This window comes from Thiocapsa bogorovii (assembly GCF_021228795.1).
Lineage (GTDB): Bacteria > Pseudomonadota > Gammaproteobacteria > Chromatiales > Chromatiaceae > Thiocapsa > Thiocapsa bogorovii.
This window is the reverse complement of record NZ_CP089309.1, coordinates 2,152,802-2,172,754: the sequence shown is the minus strand read 5'-3', so window position 1 is coordinate 2,172,754 and position 19,953 is coordinate 2,152,802. Positions and strand designations below refer to the sequence as shown.

The 19,953-nt window shown below is 63.7% G+C and carries 15 protein-coding genes and 2 pseudogenes; 9 read left to right on the top strand and 8 right to left on the bottom strand.

Annotated elements, in window-relative coordinates:
- Positions 1–346 precede the first annotated feature (346 nt).
- Entirely contained in the window at positions 347–2,635 is a 2,289-nt protein-coding gene (locus LT988_RS09795; RefSeq protein ID WP_232409963.1) for a putative bifunctional diguanylate cyclase/phosphodiesterase, read from the top strand.
- Positions 2,636–2,667: 32 nt separating this feature from the next.
- Here the strand turns inward: LT988_RS09795 and LT988_RS09790 are convergent, their stop codons facing one another.
- From LT988_RS09790 to LT988_RS09780, 3 genes are all read right to left on the bottom strand, one after another.
- On the bottom strand, positions 2,668–3,420 hold the full coding sequence (locus tag LT988_RS09790) for an anaerobic ribonucleoside-triphosphate reductase activating protein (RefSeq protein WP_232409962.1): 753 nt from the start codon (positions 3,418–3,420) through the stop codon (positions 2,668–2,670).
- Positions 3,421–3,459: 39 nt separating this feature from the next.
- The gene (gene nrdD, locus LT988_RS09785) at positions 3,460–3,648 is read right to left on the bottom strand and encodes an anaerobic ribonucleoside-triphosphate reductase (RefSeq protein ID WP_232409961.1); all 189 of its coding nucleotides are present in this window, start codon (positions 3,646–3,648) and stop codon (positions 3,460–3,462) included.
- 102 nt (positions 3,649–3,750) lie between these two features.
- On the bottom strand, positions 3,751–5,790 hold the full coding sequence (locus LT988_RS09780) for a ribonucleoside triphosphate reductase (RefSeq protein ID WP_232409960.1): 2,040 nt from the start codon (positions 5,788–5,790) through the stop codon (positions 3,751–3,753).
- Positions 5,791–6,099: 309 nt separating this feature from the next.
- Between LT988_RS09780 and miaB the strand changes: the two genes are divergently transcribed.
- From miaB to LT988_RS09745, 7 genes and pseudogenes are all read left to right on the top strand, one after another.
- A complete protein-coding gene (gene miaB / locus LT988_RS09775; RefSeq protein ID WP_232409959.1) occupies positions 6,100–7,476 on the top strand; it encodes a tRNA (N6-isopentenyl adenosine(37)-C2)-methylthiotransferase MiaB in 1,377 nt (458 codons plus the stop codon).
- 14 nt (positions 7,477–7,490) lie between these two features.
- Positions 7,491–8,201: pseudogene (locus LT988_RS09770) on the top strand (PhoH family protein); the annotation flags it as partial.
- A 99-nt stretch (positions 8,202–8,300) separates the two neighbouring features.
- Positions 8,301–9,695 (top strand): IS1380-like element ISTro1 family transposase, encoded by a 1,395-nt coding sequence (locus LT988_RS09765; RefSeq protein ID WP_232406659.1) that lies wholly within the window; start codon positions 8,301–8,303, stop codon positions 9,693–9,695.
- A gap of 242 nt (positions 9,696–9,937) precedes the next feature.
- Positions 9,938–10,228 (top strand): annotated as a pseudogene (locus tag LT988_RS09760) (PhoH family protein); the annotation flags it as partial.
- Complete coding sequence (ybeY, locus tag LT988_RS09755; protein WP_232409958.1) at positions 10,225–10,752, top strand: rRNA maturation RNase YbeY; 528 nt, start codon at positions 10,225–10,227, stop codon at positions 10,750–10,752. The pseudogene LT988_RS09760 and the gene ybeY, both read left to right, overlap by 4 nt.
- Positions 10,733–11,623 carry an HlyC/CorC family transporter gene (locus LT988_RS09750; RefSeq protein WP_232409957.1) on the top strand — a complete coding sequence of 297 codons (891 nt, stop codon included), beginning with the start codon at positions 10,733–10,735 and terminating at the stop codon, positions 11,621–11,623. Before ybeY ends, LT988_RS09750 begins: the two co-directional genes overlap by 20 nt.
- 39 nt (positions 11,624–11,662) lie before the next feature.
- Entirely contained in the window at positions 11,663–12,670 is a 1,008-nt protein-coding gene (locus LT988_RS09745) for a ribonuclease T2 family protein (protein WP_232409956.1), read from the top strand.
- Between the two features lie 314 nt (positions 12,671–12,984).
- On the opposite strand, the gene LT988_RS09740 is transcribed toward LT988_RS09745, so the two are convergent.
- Positions 12,985–13,761 (bottom strand): 23S rRNA (adenine(2030)-N(6))-methyltransferase RlmJ, encoded by a 777-nt coding sequence (locus LT988_RS09740; RefSeq protein WP_232409955.1) that lies wholly within the window; start codon positions 13,759–13,761, stop codon positions 12,985–12,987.
- 220 nt (positions 13,762–13,981) lie between these two features.
- Entirely contained in the window at positions 13,982–14,872 is an 891-nt protein-coding gene (locus LT988_RS09735) for a phosphoribulokinase (RefSeq protein WP_232409954.1), read from the bottom strand.
- A gap of 271 nt (positions 14,873–15,143) precedes the next feature.
- On the opposite strand from LT988_RS09735, the gene LT988_RS09730 reads away from it, so the two are divergent.
- Positions 15,144–17,291 carry an ATP-binding protein gene (locus tag LT988_RS09730; protein ID WP_232409953.1) on the top strand — a complete coding sequence of 716 codons (2,148 nt, stop codon included), beginning with the start codon at positions 15,144–15,146 and terminating at the stop codon, positions 17,289–17,291.
- Between the two features lie 227 nt (positions 17,292–17,518).
- Here the strand turns inward: LT988_RS09730 and LT988_RS09725 are convergent, their stop codons facing one another.
- From LT988_RS09725 to rsxD, 3 genes are read right to left on the bottom strand one after another with little or no spacing between them, the layout of a single operon-like run.
- A complete protein-coding gene (locus LT988_RS09725) occupies positions 17,519–18,241 on the bottom strand; it encodes an electron transport complex subunit E (RefSeq protein WP_232409952.1) in 723 nt (240 codons plus the stop codon).
- Positions 18,241–18,888, bottom strand: a complete 648-nt coding sequence (gene rsxG / locus LT988_RS09720; RefSeq protein WP_232409951.1) for an electron transport complex subunit RsxG — start codon at positions 18,886–18,888, stop codon at positions 18,241–18,243. The genes LT988_RS09725 and rsxG overlap by 1 nt, the downstream gene beginning before the upstream one ends.
- A complete protein-coding gene (rsxD, locus tag LT988_RS09715) occupies positions 18,885–19,931 on the bottom strand; it encodes an electron transport complex subunit RsxD (protein WP_232409950.1) in 1,047 nt (348 codons plus the stop codon). Before rsxD ends, rsxG begins: the two co-directional genes overlap by 4 nt.
- Positions 19,932–19,953 lie beyond the last annotated feature (22 nt).

Here is a 19,953-nt window from a genome sequence, read left to right as displayed (position 1 = left end):
CCTTGTCCTCGGGGTCGGTGAAGATACATGGTTCCCGAGATGGGGCGGCGGAGTGTCTCCTACAAATCCGTGCGAGCCTCACGCGGCATGCGCTGCCGCCATACAACGTGAATATCGAGGGAGAGGCCGCACCCCCGAAAACCGATCTCGGCGATTTTGGGATCGCCCTCACAGTTTCGTGATCGCTCCGCATCCGAATCCGCTCATTTCACGAGGTTGCAGTACACTCATCGGCATGCCGCTGCATCGAGACGGGCGCCGGCCGGCATGTCTCGGGATGCTTGGCAAGGTCGTCCCCGAGCCTTGTTTCAATTCGGGGAGGATCGATCCGTTGGGGCCGTCCATCATGTCCGATCCAAAAGGCAAGAAGGGCCGCAGCCGACGCTGGTTGCTGGCTCCGACCATTGCGGGCGGCGTGGCGCTGGTCGTCTATCTTGCGCTTCTGCTCGTCACGACTTGGGTCGCCCAGGAGCGTCTGAGTCATTCCGCCGCGGCCCGGCATGCGCTGGATGCACAGCTGCATGCCAACGCACTGAGTTATTTCTACGCCGAGCGTCTCGGCGATCTGGCGAATCTGCGCCGTGATCAGGCGGTTCAGTCTTTTTTCGTGAATCGCGACCTCGGCATGTCCATGAAGTACGGGCTACAAGCGAGCTTGGTCTCGATCCGAGAGCTCCTGATCGAGCGCGTCGGCGAGAAGCGTGTCGATTCAGGGCCGTTTTTCGATCGAATCGTCTTGTTCGATGCCGACGGGTCAATCCTGGTCGACACCGGTGCCGATCCGCCGCCGTCGGAGCGGTGGGCGCTACGGGAGCGTGGCGCTCCGACACAGGTCCGATTGGTTGTCGATGTATCCGATCACCCGGATGCCATCCTGGTGGAAGCGCCGATCTTGATCGCGGGACGTGCGCGCGGGACCTTGGTCGCCTGGGTCAACGAGCGGACCACTTTGGCTGCACTGGTCGGGTTCGATCCCGGAGGCAGCGGATTCGCCCGCTACCGACTGCTGCGCTCGGCGGAGGAGCTTACCGCGATGGAGGGTGCGGCCGGAGCGCCGGTCGAGGTATCCGGGACACCTTTCTTACTGGTCGACCGCGCGGGGGCATCACTCGACGAGCGCCTGCTGACATCGCGCTGGTTCCTGTTCGCGCTCGTCGTCTTGGCCGTCGCCCTGTTGGTCGGTGGTTGGATGCTCCTGGGGGCGCAGCGTCAGAACCTGGTGTTGCAGACTCGGATGGATGTTGCGCGAGACCAGCGGCGCAAGCTCAGTGAGCACAACGAGCGCTTGCGCGGAGAGATCAAGAAGCGGAAGGAGTACGAGCGCCGTTTGATCTACCAGGCTAACTACGATTCCCTGACGAGCCTTCCGAATCGCACCTTGGCCATGGATCGACTCGAGCAGAGCCTGATGATCGCCGCGCGCGACGGGCATCGGGTGTTGGTCTTCTATCTGGATCTGGATCACTTCAAACGGGTCAACGACAGTTTGGGCCATGCTGCCGGCGACGAGGTTCTGATACAGACGGCCGAACGGGTGAGTTCGCTCGTGTCGGCGGGCGATACCCTGGCGCGTCTAGCAGCCGACGAGTTCCTCGTCATCTACCCCGATCTTCGTGATCCCGTCGATGCGGCCGAGCGTGCGCAGGCGCTACTCGACCTCTTCGCAGCGCCCTTCTCGATCGAGGGTCGAGAACTTTTTTTGACGGTGACCCTGGGTGTCGCCATGAGTCCGCACGACGGGAAGAGCGCGGAGGATCTGCTCAAGAATGCGGACTTGGCGATGAAGGAGGGCAAGGACAGTGGGCGGGCCCGCTACAGCTTTTATGTCACGGGGCTCGATGTTCAGATCCGTGAGCGGTTATCGATGGCGAATCTCCTTCGACACGCCGCAGAGCGCGGGGAGCTCGCACTCCTGTACCAGCCCTTGATCGATCTGCGCAGCGGGCGCGTCGTTGCCGCCGAGGCGCTGCTGCGCTGGACCAGCGAGGAGCTCGGTACCGTTGCCCCGGATCTTCTCGTTCCGGTGGCCGAAGATGCGGGGTTGATCCAGCAGATCGGCGGATGGGTCCTCCAGCGTGCCTGCGCGGCCGCAGCGCGATGGCAGTCGATCGCGCCTTGCAGGGTTGCCGTAAACGTCTCGTCTTTGCAGCTCCAAGCGCCGGAGTCCTTTTCGGAGCAAGTGGAGCTGGCACTGCAACGTTCCGGTTTGAATGCAGGACTCTTGGAGCTGGAGATCACCGAAGGGGTCTTGCTGCGCGACCGCCCCACCATCGGTGCCTTGCTGGCAGGCTTGGATCGCCGCGGAATTCGGCTCTCGCTCGACGATTTCGGAACCGGCTATTCGGCCTTGAGTTATCTGCGGCGGTTTCCGTTCCACGTGCTGAAGATCGATCGGAGCTTCATCGCGGGCATACCCGACAACCAGGAGGATACAGAGCTGACACGCGCCATCATCGCGATGGCCCAGGCGCTTGACCTCAGCGTACTCGCGGAGGGGGTTGAACGGCCCGAGCAGCGCGACTTTTTGCTTGAGCAGGGCTGCGATCTTGCTCAGGGATACCTGTTCAGCCGCCCTATCGACGCCAATGGCTTGGGGGCCATGCTGGCCCGTCAACGCGAAACGCCCCGATCCTGAGGTCTACGGGCGCGCGGGTCTCGCCCGATGCGTCAGTGGCCACGCAGGAGGAATCCCTCGAAGGATGCCGGATCGATGGCGGCGGCGAGCTGTGCGAGCGGAATTGCGGGCTGAGTGAGAAGAGGATCCAAGGCGTTTCGGGTCTCGCAGGCCTGAACCGCGTATCGCCGCACGCCCTTTTGCGCGAGGAGGGCTGCGAGCGTCGCGAGATCGCGTGCCGTCCATTGCGGCATTGTCGTGGTGCGGACCTCCAGCGGAACACCGGACGCCTGGATCAGCGATAGACTCTCCCACGCCGCCTCGCCGGATCGGGGGATACCCGTGATTGCGGGATAGTCCTCAGGCAGCGCCTTGATGTCGAGGGCCACCCAATCCAGGAGCGGTAAGAGCCGTTCCAAACGTTTCGGCGCGGGCCCCGCGGTGTGCAGGCCGACCTTGAATCCGAGCTCCCGGACCTCGGTCATGGCCGCGGCTAGTGCGGACTGGAGGGTCGGCTCGCCGCCGCTGAAGACCGCTGCATCGAGAAGACCGCGGCGACGCTTGAGGATCTCGCGGATCGTCGGCCAGGCGATGACCGGGGTCGCGCCCGGGTCGATCAAGGCGCCGTTCTGGCAGTAGCGACAGCGCCAGGCACAGCCTTGAAGGAAGACGACTGCGGCGAGCTCGCCCGGGTAGTCGATCGTTGTCAGTGGGACGAAGCCGCCGATCCGCAAGCGCTCTGCGTCCGCCGAGTCCGCAGCGGTCGGCCCATCGACGTCGCTCGGGCAGGGCGTTTGTCGTGACATGGGCGTTGCGCTTCGATCGGCTCGATTCGGCTCAAAGATCTAGGCGGCGCGGCGCTCTTCGCGATTTGCGGATCCGGTGGGTGTCTCGGTGAAGTAGCAGCGTTCGGCGTGCTCGGCGCGTTTGCCGGCATTGAAGGCCGAAACCGGGCGGTGATAGCCCATCACGCGGGTCCAGACCTCGCAACGGGTGCGTTCTTCGGTCTTCAGCTCGATGGTTTGGTGGGTCATGGTTTCGCTCCTGATGTCGTTTCGGATGATTGTGCGTCGATGGCGTGTGCGGCGGTCGTTGTCCTGTCGAGCGGCCGTGCGTTCGGCGAGCCCGTGATCGACCTATGCCTCCGCCTCTTCAAGCGCCGCAGTCTTGCGCGCGATGAGTTCGCGGTCGCAGACCGGGCAGAATTCGTGCTCGCCCGCGATGTAACCGTGTTTGGGGCAGATCGAGAACACAGGCGTGACCGTGATGTAGGGCTGACGAAAGTTTTCCAGTGCCCGACGGACCAGTCGCTTGCAGGCGTCGGTCGTCGAGATCTGCTCGTTCATATACAGGTGCAGCACGGTGCCGCCCGTATATTTGGTTTGCAGCGCCTCCTGCATGGACAGCGCCTCGAAGGGGTCGTCCGTGTAGCCCACCGGCAGCTGAGAGCTGTTGGTATAGTAGGGCGTCTCGGCCGTGCCGGCCTGTAGGATGTCCGGAAAGCGCTTCTTGTCTTCGCGGGCGAAGCGGTAGGTCGTGCCCTCCGCGGGTGTGGCTTCCAGGTTGTACATACTGCCGGTTGATTCCTGAAACTCGACCATCCGAGCGCGGACGTGATCCAGGATCCGGCAGGCCATGGCGTGGCCCCGATCCGTCGTGATGTCCTCGGCATCGTTGGTGAAGTTGCGGATCAACTCGTTGATCCCGTTCACGCCGATGGTCGAGAAATGGTTGCGCAGCGTGCCCAGATACCGCTTGGTATAGGGGAAGAGTCCGGCATCCATGTGCCGCTGGATGACCTTGCGTTTGATCTCGAGACTGTTGCGCGCGAGGTTCAGGAGTGTGTCGAGCCGTGCCAGAAGCCCGGCCTCGTCGCCTCGATGGGTGTATCCGAGCCGCGCACAGTTGATGGTCACGACACCGAGCGAGCCGGTCTGCTCGGCCGAGCCGAACAGCCCGTTGCCGCGCTTGAGCAGCTCGCGCAGATCCAGCTGCAACCGGCAGCACATGGAGCGCACCATGTTCGGCGAAAGCTCCGAGTTGAGAAAATTCTGGAAGTAGGGAAGACCGTACTTCGCCGTCATCTCGAACAGGTGCTCTGCGTTCTCGCTGTCCCACGGGAAATCCGGGGTGATGTTATAGGTGGGGATCGGGAAGGTGAAGATCCGGCCCTTGGCGTCGCCCTCGGTCATCACCTCGATATAGGCCCGATTGATCAGGTCCATCTCGGCCTGAAGATCACCGTAGGTGTAGGGCTGCTCCACGCCAGCGATCACCGGCACCTGCTCGCGCAGATCCTCGGGGCAGACCCAGTCGAAGGTCAGATTCGTGAAGGGAGTCTGGCAGCCCCAGCGCGAGGGCACGTTCAGGTTGTAGATGAGTTCTTGGATGGCCTGCTTGACGTGCGGATAATCCAGCCCGTCGCTGCGCACGAAGGCTGCCATATAGGTATCGAAGCTCGAGAACGCCTGTGCGCCGGCCCACTCGTTCTGAAGTGTGCCCAGGAAATTCACGATCTGCCCGATTGCGGAGGACATGTGCTTGGGCGGACCGGCCTCGACCTTGCCAGGCACCCCGTTCAGCCCCTCGTTGAGCAGGGTACGCAGCGACCAGCCCGCGCAGTAGCCGGAGAGCATGTCGAGATCGTGGATATGGATGTCGCCGTCTCGATGGGCCTGGCCGATCTCGGGCGGATAGACATGGCTCAGCCAGTAATTGGCGATCATCTTGCCCGAGGTGTTGAGGATCAAGCCGCCGAGCGAGTAGCCCTGATTGGCATTGGCCGCGACGCGCCAGTCCGAGCGGTCGAGATACTCGTTGATGGAGCCGCCGACGTCGACCAAGGTGCGCTGCTCGTCGCGCAGCTTCTTGTGCTGCTCGCGATAGACGATGTAGCTGCGGGCCGTCTCGAAGTGGTTGGCGCTGATGAGGGTCTGCTCGACGACATCCTGGATACCCTCGATGTCGGGCAAACGCTCTGCTCCGTAGCGATGGGCCAGCACCTTGACCACCTGAGCGGTCAATAGACTCGCCTCCGGCGCACCGAACTCGCCGCTCGCCTGTCCGGCGCGACGAATCGCGGACTCGATCTTGGCGGCATCGAAGCGCACCTCGACACCGTCGCGCTTGCGGACCCGTACGGGCAGGGTCGACAGGTTGTTTCGGAGCTGTCCCATGGAGGCGTCTCTCGTCCATTTCCACTATATCTTGTGGTGCGGACTATAGCGCCAACTAGATGCTGTGTTGAAGAGTTTGAGGTGGAGTTGACCGAGGTCAACCGGGATGCATTCTCCGGTTGTAGTTCGACAGCGCCGACCATGCGCCTGCGGACCGATCGGCGCGCTTGACACCCGGGTACCGAATCCGGACGATGCAGCTCTGCGCGGCCGGGTCGCTCGGCGGCCGGGGGTTGCGGATTGCCTCTCCTCACCCCATCCCTCTTATTTAGTTGCGCGATCGCGCCTCCCCTCGCTCTCATGCCTTCAATGCCCCGCAAGCTTTTTATCCAGACTCACGGCTGCCAAATGAACGATTACGACTCCGCCCGCATGGCGGACGTCCTGCATGCGTCGGCGGGTCTGGAGCTGACGGAACGGGCGGAGGACGCCGACGTCCTGCTGCTCAACACCTGTTCGATCCGCGAGAAGGCGCAGGAGAAGGTCTTCTCGCAGCTCGGGCGTTGGCGGGCGTTGAAACTCGAGAATCCGGACCTTGTGATCGGCGTGGGCGGTTGTGTGGCGAGCCAGGAAGGCGATGCCATTCGCGCCCGTGCACCCTATGTCGACCTCGTGTTCGGCCCCCAGACGCTGCATCGGTTGCCCGAGATGCTCAAGAACCTCGGGGAGCGACACTCGCCCCAGGTGGATGTCTCCTTTCCGGAGATCGAGAAATTCGATTGCCTGCCGACACCCCGTGCCGAGGGGCCGGCCGCCTTCGTGTCCGTGATGGAAGGCTGCTCGAAATACTGTACCTACTGCGTCGTGCCCTACACGCGCGGGGAGGAGATCAGTCGGCCCTTCGACGACGTGATCGCGGAGGTCGCCGCTCTGGCCGAGCAGGGCGTACGCGAGGTCACTCTGCTCGGGCAAAACGTCAATGCTTATCGTGGCGCATTGGCCGACGAAGCCGGCGAGGGTGACGTCGCGGATCTTGCCCTTCTGATCCGCTATGTCGCCGCGATCGACGGAATCGACCGCATCCGCTTTACCACAAGCCATCCGGTAGAGTTTTCCGAGAGCTTGATCGAGGTCTATGCCGAGGTGCCGGAGCTCGTCGGCTTCGTGCACCTGCCGGTGCAATCCGGCTCGGATCGCATCCTCGCCGCCATGAAGCGGGGGCATACGGCACTGGAGTACCGATCCAAGATCCGTCGCCTGCGCCAAGCACGCCCCGGGATCGGAATCTCGAGTGATTTCATCGTGGGCTTTCCGGGCGAGACCGAGAGCGACTTTGCCGCGACCATGGATCTGATCGAGGAGATCGGCTTCGATCAGAGCTTCAGCTTCATCTACAGCCGCCGCCCCGGCACGCCCGCGGCCGACTATCCGGACGCGGTACCGCTTGCCGACAAGAAGGCACGTCTGGAACGGCTTCAGGCGCGCATCAACGACAATGCCCGACACTACAGCCAGGCAATGGTCGGAACCATCCAGCGCGTCTTGGTCGAGCGTCCGTCGCGCAAGGATCCGTTCCGGCTCGCCGGTCGGACAGAGAACAATCGCGTCGTCAACTTTGCCGGCGCGCCCGAGCTGATCGGCAATTTTGTCGACATCGAGATCACCGAAGCGCTGCCCAATTCGCTGCGCGGTCGCTTGATGACCGACGCACCGGCGCGCACGGCGATGTGCGGGGTCGGCGTTTGAGCGCGGCGGCCGGCGTGTCGATCCAACCGCAAACCCTGGATCTGGAGCTCGAGCCCGCCGACAACGTTCGGCTCGCCAACCTTTGCGGCCAGCTCGATCAGCATCTGCGCCAGTTGGAGCGCCGACTCGGTATCGAGATCAGCAATCGCGGTGTCAATTTCCGTCTGATCGGCGATCCCGAAGGTGTGCGCCTCGGGGAGCAGCTTCTGCAGGATCTCTATGCCGAGACCGCCGCCGAGGTGCTCACGCCCGAGACGATTCATCTCTGGCTTCAAGAGTCCGGGGCCGACGCGCTTCTGGAATCGGCCGAGGATCGTCTGCCGGATGTCGTCATCAAGACCAAGCGCGGTCTGATCCGAGCACGCGGACCGAATCAGCAGAGCTATCTCCACGCCATGCTGAAGCACGACATCAACTTCGGCGTCGGCCCGGCCGGCACCGGCAAGACCTATCTCGCGGTGGCCTGTGCGGTCGAGGCACTCGATTCCGACCGCGTGCGCCGACTCTTGCTGGTGCGTCCGGCGGTCGAGGCCGGCGAGCGCTTGGGATTCCTGCCCGGCGATCTGGCCCAGAAGATCGATCCCTATCTGCGTCCGCTCTACGATGCGCTCTTCGAGATGCTTGGCTTCGAGAAGGTCACCAAGCTCCTCGAGCGCAACGTCATCGAGGTCGCCCCGCTGGCCTACATGCGCGGTCGAACGCTCAACGACTCCTTTATCATCCTAGCCCGAATATTTCATAAAAAAGGGCGACTCTCGTTCAACCCATTGATAAAATGGCTGTTCCGCCAAGAACGCTTCGGAAGAAGCTAAACGAGGTCGCCCATGCCCGAGTCTACCCCGGAACAGCTGCGTTTTCCCCCGGTCGCCGGTTTCACGGTCCGCGGCGACTTCGACGGCGGCGCCATGTCGTCTGACTTTGGCCCCATGATTCTGCGCGGGGTTGATCGGCAGATCGGCCTGACCGAGCGGTTGAGCGCAGCGATCGATGATTGGCGCCATCCGTCCTACACCACCCATCCGATGCGTGAGCTGATCGCGCAACGGGTCTACCAGATCGCCTGTGCTTACGAAGACGGCAACGACGCCAATGCGCTGCGCCGTGATGCGCTGTTCAAGCTGGGGCTGGAGCGCAAGCCGCTGGATGCGACGACGGACCTGGCCAGCGGGCCGACCTTCTCGCGTTTGGAGAATGGGGTCGGCGCGCGCGACCTCTACCGCATGGCGCAGGCCTTCGTCGAGGCCTTCATCGCCAGCTACCCGAAGGCGCCGCAGGTGATCGTGCTCGATATGGACCACTCCGAAGACGCCACCCATGGCCAGCAGGAGTTCGCGTTCTACAATCATCACTACGGCAACCATTGCTACTTGCCGCTGTTTCTCTTCGAGGGCCTCTCGGGGAAGTTCATCACCGCGGTGCTGCGTCCCGGCAAGCGCCCCACCGGCGCCGAGAACGCGATGATCCTCAAGCGCGTGCTCAAGCGGCTGCGGGCCGCGTGGCCACGCACACGCATCATCCTGCGCGGCGACGGACACTTCTCCAACCCCGAGTTGATGGCCTTGGCGATGGCCGATCCGTTGACGGATTTCATCTTCGGCCTGGCGGGTAACCGGGCTCTCACGCCACGGGCCGAGCCGTTCTTGGCCGACGCCCGCAAGCTCCATGCGCTGCGCATCGAGAACGCCCGGCGCGCCGACGCCGACGTACCCGAGCGGACCCGCACCTACCACGAGGTTGACTACCGTGCCGGTTCCTGGCCCGGCGCGTGTCGGACCATCCTCAAAGCCGAGGTGACGGCGCGCGGCGACAACCTCCGCTTCGTCGTCACCTCCTTGGACTTGCCCAGTCCCGAGTGCGTCTACCGCGATCTGTACTGCGCGCGCGGCCAGGACGAGAACTTCATCAAAATGATCAAGAACGATCTGGCCAGCGATCGCACTTCCGACAGCACCTTCTTGGCCAATCAGATGCGCTTGTTCTTCTCCTGCGCCGCTTACGTCTTGCACCAAACGCTGCGCACCGAGGTCCTCGTCGGCACGGAACTGGCCAACGCCCAGCCTGCCACCGTGATCATCAAACTGTTCAAGCTCGCCGTGCGCGTGGTGCAGTACAAAGACCGCGTGCGCCTGCACCTGCCCTCGAGCTGTCCGGTCAAGACGCTGTTGCAGCAGGTCACCGAGAGGCTCTTCAACGCGCAGCCCCGGGCGGCGCCCGCCTAGACGCACATACATCCCCGCACGGGGATTTCAGCACGCGCACGACGACTATGCCCACCTCGGGCAGGGCATCGTACGCCTGCGCGGCGACAAAACTACTCGTGCCCCGTTGATCAAGCCCGTTGCCGCTCGGTATTTCCACCATTCAACCCCCGCGGCGTCCCGGTCATCGCCCTCGGTGACGCCCAGCGCCGCGCAAATCCGCGAGGCCAGTGTCGGCTGTGTCGGTTTATGAAACATCCGGGCTAGACGAGGCCCAAAACACGACGCCCGAGCAGATGAAGATGTTTTTGACGCGTATCGGCTTTGGCTCGACCGCTGTGATCACGGGTGACGTGACCCAGGTCGATCTGCCGCGCGGCCAACCCTCGGGCCTGCGCCAAGCGGTCGAGATCCTCAAGGACGTCGATGGCATCAGCTTTACCTTCTTCAACTCTCGCGACGTGGTGCGCCATGCCCTGGTTCAGCGCATCGTCAATGCCTACGATGCCTTCGAGCAGCCGGTGCCACTGCGAGGGCGGGCGCCGAAGGCATGAGCGGCGATCGGCCCGCGACCCTGGATCTGGATCTCCAGATTGCCAGCGAGGCATCGGACCTCCCGCCTTCGGCGGACTTCGAGCGCTGGGCGGCCGCCGCCTTGGCTGGCCGACGCGAGCGTGCGGCCCTGACCATTCGTCTCGTGGATGCCGAGGAGGGGGCTGCCCTGAATCGCGGCTATCGCGGGCGCGAAGGACCGACCAACGTCCTTTCTTTTCCGTTCGACTTGCCGTCCGATCTGGATCTCGGGCTCGATCCGGAGGACCCGATCGCCGATCTACTCGGCGATCTGGTGATTTGCGCCGATGTGGTGCAGCGCGAAGCACGCGAACAGTGCAAGAGCGAGCAGGCCCACTGGGCCCACATGGTGGTGCACGGCGTCCTGCATCTGCTTGATTACGATCATCTTACCCAGAGTGATGCCGAGGAGATGGAAGCCGTGGAATCCGGTATCCTCGGCGCCTTGGGATTCCCTTCACCTTACGAGGATCAAACAGCACACGATGGCCAGCGATCGATCTAGCGAGGGCTCGCGTTCACGTAACTGGTTCGAACGGATCGGCCAGATGCTCGGGGGCGAGCCGCAAGACAAGGAGCAGCTCCTGGAGGTGCTCAAAGATGCGAAGGAGCGTGAGCTGCTCGATACCGACGCCTTGAGTATGATCGAAGGCGTGTTGCAGGTCTCCGATCTGCGTGTACGCGACATCATGATTCCACGTGCCGAGATGGTCTATCTCAGGCGCGACGACCCGCTGGAAAAGATCCTCGAGATCGCCGTCAAATCGGCGCACTCCCGTTTCCCCGTCACGGGCGACGACAAAGGAGAGGTTGTCGGCATTCTGCTCGCCAAGGACCTGCTCTCTTTCTGCCGAGACCACTCCGGGCGCGCCTTCAACATCCGCGACCTGTTGCGGTCCGCGGTCTTCGTTCCCGAGAGCAAGCGTCTGAATGTCCTGCTCAAGGAGTTTCGTTCGAGCCGCAACCATATGGCGATCGTGATCGACGAGTACGGCAGCGCCGGCGGGCTCGTGACCATCGAGGACGTGCTCGAGCAGATCGTCGGCGAGATCGACGACGAGCACGACTACGACGAAGGGCCCGGGATCTTCCGACGCGGCAAGAACGAGTTCAGCGCCAAGGCACGCACGACCATCGAGGACTTCAACACGTATTTCGGCAGCGACTTCTCGGACGAGGAATTCGACACCATCGGCGGCCTTGTCGTGAACGCCATGGGGCACCTGCCCAAGAAAGGCGAGTCGGTCGAGCTCGGCCGGTTCCGCTTCACGGTGATGCGTGCAGACAGCCGGCGTGTGCACCTTGTGAGTGTCGAGGCGTTGGATTTCACCGAGAACCCACCCGGTGTCTCGGAGGATGTTGCGCATCCATCCTGAAGCTGACGGCAGGCGGCAGGAGTGAAGAGGCAGGAACCAATGGCACCGCAGCCCTCGCGCTTGTGCGGAATCCTCGGTTGTTTCGTGCTTCTGTGGTCGCCGGCGCCCTTCGCCGAGCGCCTGGACGCCGTTCTGATCGCCGAGCAACCTTGCTCTGCGACGGTCTCCACCAAGCGACCGGACAACCCCGGTTCGATCCGGCTCGTCCCCGGCCAAGATTATGTGGTCGTCGGAACCAATCGGGCGGATCCGAGCCACTATCGACTCAGATTCGAGGACGCGAACCCGAAAGAGCGCTGGGTCGAGATCCGATGCGGTCGTCTTGTGGACCTCTCCGTGCCTGCGGCGGGTGCGCAGTCGCCCCCGCCGCCATCGCGTCCGGGCTCGATGGAGAGCCAGCTCGTGCTGGCGGCCAGTTGGCAGCCCGCCTTCTGCGAGTCGCGCGCGACACGCACGGAATGCCGGGACCAGACGCCGGAACGTGCGGACGCGCGGCGCTTCTCGCTCCACGGTCTCTGGCCTCAGCCCATCGGCAAGACCTATTGCGGTGTCGGCGAACGGGAGCGGACATTCTCGAAATCGGGCCGCTGGCGTCTCCTGCCGGCGCTCGATCTCGACCAGGCGACCCTCGCGCGGCTTGACTCATTGATGCCGGGAACCCGCTCCGATCTGCAGCGACATCAGTGGGTCAAGCACGGAACCTGCTACGGCACGGATGCGGACACTTATTTCAATCATTCCCTTATGCTGCTCGAGCAGCTCAACGCATCCGGCGTCCGCGTCCTCTTCGAGGAGAACATCGGCAAGCGCCTGAGTGCGACACGGGTGCGCGCCGCGTTCGACGACGCCTTCGGCAAGGGGGCTGGCGAGCGGGTCCGCCTGAGCTGTTCCGATGGTCTGATCGAGGAGCTGAGAATCGGTCTGGCGGGCGTCGTCGACGACACCGCCGAGCTGGGCGAGTTGATCCTTGCCGCGCCCAAGCGAAGCCCTGACTGCCGCGGTGGATGGGTCGATCAGGTGGGCATCCAGGGAGCGCGCCCGCGTTGATCGCTTCTCGCCTCGCTGAGCACGCAGAATAAGGTGGAACGAGGTACTAGTACCCCGTTCCACCCTATTTTGCATGCTCAGAGCCCCCCAAAAGCGCCGGGGCAAGGCACAGGCCGCGGGGAATAGTGGATCCTATTTCCAAGGGCTGTAACGCCGCCCCGGCGCCTTTGGGGGGCTCCCGAAGGGCGAGGCGAGAAGCGTTCGGCGCCGTTGTTGCGCGAGCTTGAAAGAGGACCACTCTTCCTTCACTCGCGCGCCTAGCCGCCGAACGCTTCTCGCCTCGCTGAGCACGCAAAATAGGGTGGAACGGGGTACTAGAGTCGATCGATCATCCACGCCGGTGCCGATCGGCCCGCTTCTTCGATCCCGAGCGCATCGGCGAGTCGCGGCAGCAGGTCCGAGAGCTGCTCTTCCAGTCGCCAAGGGGGGTTGAGTAGCAGCATTCCGGATCCGTGCATCCCGAAGTCGTCGGCCTGTCGCCGCACCCTCAGTTCGCAAAGAAGCCCGCCTGGGACGGATCCCCGGATCCGTCCGATCAGATCCGCGGAGCGATCGCGCTGCAACCCCAAACGCGGATACCAGAGTGCGTAGACCCCGGTCGGCCAGCGAGCATGCGCGGCGACGAGTGCCTCTGCAACGCGCCTGTACTCGGAGACCTGCTCGTATGGCGGGTCGATCAAAACCAGTCCGCGTGCCGGCTTCGGCGGCAAGAGTGCGGTCAAGCCTTCGAGACCGTCGCGACGGTGGATGCCGATCCGGGGGTCGCTGCCGAGATGGCGACGCAGCGTCTGCGACTCGGTCGGGTGAAGCTCCATCAGGATCAGTCGATCGTCGGGGCGCAGTAGATGGGCCGCAAGGGCGGGAGAGCCCGGATAGGTCGAGTATCCATAGTCCGGATTCAGCGCGGAGATGGCCCCGAGGTAGGCGGACAGCTGCGGAAAGGCCTCACGCCGCTCCCAGAGTCGCTCGACTCCTAGCCGATACTCCGCGGTCTTGCGTGCCTGTTCGCCCCCGAGGTCGTAACGGCCCGCTCCGGCGTGTGATTCGACGTAGACCAGTGGTTTGGGTTTGGCTAGGAGTCCTTCGAGCACGAGGGTCAGAACCGCATGCTTGAAGACATCTGCGTGATTGCCGGCGTGGAAGCCGTGAAGGTAGCTTAACAGGCCGGTGCTCCTCTCGGATCCATCGCCTTTGATGCGTCGATCGCAAACGAAAAAGCGTTCGGTATGCGCCGATCGAGTCGCCGACGCCGTGCGCCGACGAGTCGGCTCGCGGGCGAGGTCACCCGCGAGGCTCAGTGTTGCGGCGCGCTCAGACCCTGCATGCGTCCATCATGCGCTCGATGATGGGCTGGAGGATGACCTCCATCGCCATCCCCATCTTGCCGCCCGGCACGACCATGGTGTTGCGCCGCGACATGAAGGAGTCGTTGATCATCGACAGGAGATAGGGGAAATTGATCTGGAGCCGCTCGGGATCCTTGAAACGAATGATGACGAAACTCTCGTCCGGTGTCGGGATGTCGCGGGCGATGAAGGGATTGGAGGTGTCGACCGTCGCCACGCGCTGGAAGTTGATGTCGGTCAACGAGAACTGCGGCGTGACGTGGCGGATGTAGTCCGGCATGCGGCGCATGATGGTATCGACGATCGCCTCGGCCGAATAGCCGCGCTCTGCATTGTCGCGGAAGATCTTCTGGATCCACTCCAGGTTGATGATCGGGACCACGCCGACACCGAGATCGACGTGTTGGGCGACGTTATCCTCCTCCGTCACGACCAACCCGTGGAGTCCCTCGTAGAAGAGTACGTCGGTGCCTTCGGGAAGATCCTCCCACGGCGTGAATTGGCCGGCTTTGAGCTGAGTCCCGAGGCGTGCATTGTGATGATCGGCCTCCGCGTCGCTGTGGATGTAGTAGCGCTGCTTGCCGGTACCGTTCTCGCCGTAACTGCGAAAGAGCTCCTCGAGGAGGTCGAACCGGTTCGCCTCGGGACCGAAATGGCTGAGGTTGCGGTGGGTCTCGGCGGCACGGGCCATCTCGGCCTTCATCTCGACGCGGTCGTAGCGGTGGAAACTGTCGCCCTCGATCACGGCGGCCTTAATGCCGTCGCGGTAAAAGATGTGCTCGAAGGCGCGCTTGACGGTGGTTGTACCGGCACCCGAGGAACCGGTTACCGCAACGATCGGATGCTTCTTGGACATAGTCTTCTCCTCGTTCTCTTGAGCTCAGGGCCTCGTCGCGGCCAGCGCTGATCTGGCTGCGATCGGGCTTGCGATCGGTCCGGGGGCGAATCGGGGCTCGAACCCGGAATCGGAATGGATGCGCGCGGGCCGGTCAATCGCGTTTCGCGGCTCGGAATCGGCGACGGGCCGAAAAGCGCGAAACGATTCGCTAATATACCATGATCGATCCGCACGGCAGCGATCACGGAAACGGGGTCGGATGCACAAACGCAGGCTCGGAGGGAAGGGAATGAAAGGACTGATCAGACGGTTCGGTGTGTCGCAGGGACTGACGGGAAACCCCGAGTTTCAATCGGCCTTAGTACGTATTACCGCCTGTCTCCTGGGCGCGGTCTACATCGCCGTCGGCGCCCTGACGCAGTACTACCGGGTGGACGTTCCCTACTATCTCACGCTCTTCGCGATCTATCTGGTCTCCAACGTCGGGTTTCTGATCAGTATTGCTCTGCGGCCCGAATGGCCCGCGCGGGTGTACCTCGGGATCTGTCTCGACGTCGTCGCCATCAGCCTGGCGATCTTTATCACCCGCGAGGCGATCAGCCCATTTTACCTGCTCTATATCCTCGTCTTCATCTCCGCCGGGACCCGTTTCGGCAAGAACCATCTCGTGGTGGCCTCGCTAGCCGCCGTCGTCGGCTACAACGTCGTTCTGGTCGCGCTCGATGAATGGCGTCTTCACACCTTCGAGGCGACATTCTTCCTGGCGCTTTTGGTGCTCTTGCCTCTTTACCAGTACTCCTTGCTGCGCAAGGTCCAGGATGCACGTGCCGAGGCCGAAAGGGCGAATCAAGCGCGAGGAGCCTTTCTGGCCTTCATGACGCACGAGCTGCGCACCCCCTTGACCGGCGTCGTCGGGATGACCGAGCTTTTGCGAGGGACCCGATTGGATGAGGAGCAGCGCGATTGCGTCCAGGCCATCGCGAACTCGGCGGATATCCTCGGCGCGTTGATCGGCGACATTCTGGATCTGTCGAAGATCGATGCCCGTCGGATCGTCTTAGAGCGGATTCCTTTCGATCCGCGCAGTCTGGTGCGCGACGTCTCCGACGCACTCGCGATGCGGGCGCATTCGGCCGGGCTCGAGCTCATTGCCGACGTGGATCCCGAGGTTCCGATCCGGTTGATCGGCGACCCGCTCCGGTTGCGCCAAATCCTTTTCAACCTGATGGGGAATGCCGTGAAGTTCACGCCGGCGGGTGAGGTCCGAGTCGTTCTGAGCGTCCGGCCACCCGAGGCTGGGCATAGCCGCCCGCAGCTGCTCTTCGAGGTCGTCGATACCGGGATCGGCATTCCGACCGACAAGCTCCCACGACTCTTCGAGCGCTTTCGCCAGGCCGACGAGTCGACCACGCGACGCTTCGGCGGAACCGGTCTCGGGATGACCATCTCGCGCGAGCTGACCCTGTTGATGGGCGGGACGATCGGCGTGGAGAGCGAGGAGGGACGCGGGAGTCGGTTCTGGATTCGTCTGCCCTTGATCGAGGATGTCGAGGCGGTGCCGAGCACGCCGGGCGGTCGGTTGCTCCATTCGAGGATCCTGATCCTGGAGCCGAATCCCACTCGTCGCGGGTTGGCTTGTGCCGCATTGGGTCGCGAGGGCGCGGTCTGCGAGACGGCTGTCGAGCCTGTCGATATCGGCTCCGAGCAGATCCGCGGGCAAGGTTACGATCTCCTTGTGATCGCCGATCACCCGCAGGGTCGGGATCTCAATGCGGCGCGGGACGAGGTCAAAGCGGCCCTCGGCGAGGCGGTGCCCTGCCTCTTTCTCGTTTACCCTGGACGACGCCCCCTGCTCGAGGAGACGAAGGACGCCTGTCTGGCGAAGCCTTATCTGCGGGAGGACCTTGTCGCCGCAGCCGAGTCGCTCTTGGGGCGCGCCGGCATGTCGACGGCTAGAGCGCCGCGGGCCGGGCAGGCCTCGCCGTCACGCGGTTTGGAGCCGATTGCGGATGCCGCGCGGATGCGTGTCCTGGTGGCCGAGGACAACGAGATTGCCGCCAAGGTGATCACCCGCTTTTTGGGCAAGATGGGCTTCGAGCTCACCCGTGTCGCCGACGGGGAGGCGGCCCTGACCGAAGCGCTCGGCGGCGACTACGGCATCGCGATCGTCGACCTGCGGATGCCGAAGCTCGATGGGATCGGCTTCGCCCGGCGATACCGCGAGGAGGTGCCCCATCGACCGATCCCGATCGTCGCGTTGACCGCCAACGCCTCCGAGGACGTGAAGCGCGACTGCTTGTCGGCAGGTATGGATGCCTTTTTGTCGAAACCGGTCAAACCGGACGACCTACGGAGGGCGCTGGAAGCGGCGCTCCGCGCGCTTCCGGTATCCGAACGCGTTGATGATGCAGGCGGCCTCGATGAATGCCGAGCCTGAAGTCGGAAGGCTGAAAGAGATCGCCCGGCGCGAGCCGAGCGAGCTGCGGGGCGTCAATCATGCGATAGACCTGTAGGATGGACGAGCGAGAGCGAAGTCCACCGAGTCCTGCGCCCACGCTGGTGGACTGCGCTACGCTTGCTCGCCCTACGGCGCTTGCCCATTACCCTACGGCAGTTGTCGCTTCGGATCCGATCTCCGTGCCGCTCCGATCGGCGAACCGCCCCTTAACCCGCGGCTGGTGCCGCCGCGCCGCCGGCGGGTGTCTGAGCCGGGGCGGACTTGGCCGCTCGCACAGCCGAGCGGCGCTTGACACGCCTGTCGATCAGGTTCTTCAGCGCGATCAAGAGGCCGAGGCCGATGAAGGCGCCGGGCGGGAGAATGGCGATCAGCGCGCCCTGGAAGCCTTCACCTAGGCTCAAACTGAGGCCGGTCGCGGCATCCCCGAGCAGAAGGTTGGCCTGGTAGAAGAGGGTGCCTTGACCGACGAATTCGCGCATCCCTCCCAACGTGACCAGCACCAGCGTGAAGCCGAGCCCCATTGCGATCCCGTCGAGCAGGGCACGGTCGACACGATTCTTGGAGGCGAATGCCTCGGCTCGGCCGATGATGGCGCAGTTGGTCACGATCAGCGGAATGAAGAGCCCCAGCACAAGATAGAGCTCGTAGAAATAGGCTTGGACGGTGAGCTCGACCGCGGTGACGAAGGAGGCGATCACCAGCACGAAGACGGGTAAGCGGACCTCCGGGCGCACTAGGTCGCGGATCAGGGAAACGGTGACGTTGGAAAGGATGAGCACCGCCGTTGTGGCGAGACCCATGCCCAAGCCGTTTGTGGCGCTCGTGGTGGTCGCGAGCAAGGGACAGAGTCCCAGCAGGGCAACGAGGGCTTGGTTGTTGTTCCAGAAGCCGTCGCCGATGATGCTGCCGTAGGGTTGAGGTCCCGCCATCAGCCCGCTCCGACGGCCACGGTCTTCGCGCCTTCGGCTGGTGCGAACAGGGTCTCGCCCTGTTGTTGGACGTAGATCAGGGTGTTCTTGACCGCCTGGACGATCGCGCGGGGTGTGATGGTTGCGCCGGTGAATTGATCGAATTCGCCGCCGTCGCGCTTCACCGCCCAGCCCTCGAGCGTCGGATTCGACAGCGACTTACCGTCGAAGCTCAACACCCAGTCCGACTTGCGCTCCTCGATTCTGTCGCCCAGCCCCGGGGTCTCGTGGTGGTAGAGCACCCGCACCCCGCCGACGCTGCCGTCGCGCAGTACCGATACCAGCAGTTGGATCGGGCCGGCGTAGCCGTCGGGTACCACCGGGTCGAGGATCACCGCGATGGGTTCACCGGCTTTACGCACGCGATAGACGCTCGTGTTCTCGGCGCCAAGGAGATCACGCGCGCTCACGTGGATCAGATCTTCGAGCGGATCGTTGTCGAACTGTCCGTCCGGGATAATCGACTCGAACTTGCTCTGCATCGCAATCCGTTGATTCTCGGCAATGCGCCCGTCCATCAAATGATGGGTCACCGCGACGAGTGCGACGCCGGTGACGGAGAAGGCGCTCAGGACGACGGCGGCTAGTAGGATCGGTGCTTTCTTCATGGGTTTGCTCGGTTTCCACTGTGCCCGAAGACCCTGGGCTGGGTGTAGTGGTCAATCGTCGGGGCGGCGATGTTCATCAACAAGACCGCGAAGGCGACGGCGTCCGGATAACCGCCCCAGGTACGGATCGCGAAGACCACCAACCCGATCGAGGCCCCGAAGATGAGCTGCCCGGTCTTGGTCGTGCAGGCGCTGACCGGGTCGGTCGCGATGAAGAAGGCCCCCAAGATGGCCGCTCCGCTGAACAGATGGAACGCCGGGAAGGGGTGGGTCGTCGGGTCGACCAGCCAGAAGACGCCTGCCGCGACGGCGAGCGCGGCCAGCATCGAGACGGGGATGTGCCAGGTGATGATGCGTCTCCACAGAAGGTAGACCCCACCGAGCAGGAATCCGTTCGCAACCCACTCCCAGCCGCGTCCGCCGAAGTCGCCCCACAGCGGACTGAGTCGGATCTCCTCGATGAGCATGCCTTGATCGAGCTTCCCTCGCATCGCGTCGAGCGGGGTCGCCGCCGAGATGGCGTCCCACGCGATACCGTTCGGCAAACCGCCGGTGAAGATCAGTCGCATGGACTCCGTGAACGAGAGTGCGTGCGCGGTGAGCATGTCGGGTGCCAGCCAGGTGGTCATGGCGACCGGGTAGGACACGAGCAGAAAGACGTAGGCGGCCATCGCCGGATTGAAGGGGTTGTACCCGATGCCCCCATACAGCTGCTTGACTAAAACGATGGCGAAGAGTGTGCCGAGGAGGGTCATCCACCAAGGCAAGGTCGGCGGGACCGAGATCGCGAAGAGCACCGCCGTGACGACGGCGCTGTAGTCGCCGATGGCCGGAGCGATCGGGCGTCGGCGCATGCTCATGACCGCCGCCTCGGCGGCCACGGCCACGGCCACTGCGAGCGCGATGTTGATGAGCACGCCCCAGCCGAAGAACCAGATCATCGCGAGGACGCCGGGGACCAGCGCGAGCAGGACCTCCTGCATCACCCGGTCGACCCGGTTCGGTCGGGCCCCGTGGGGCGAGGAGACGAGCGTGTTGGTCATGCCTGCCCCTGCGGCGACGTAC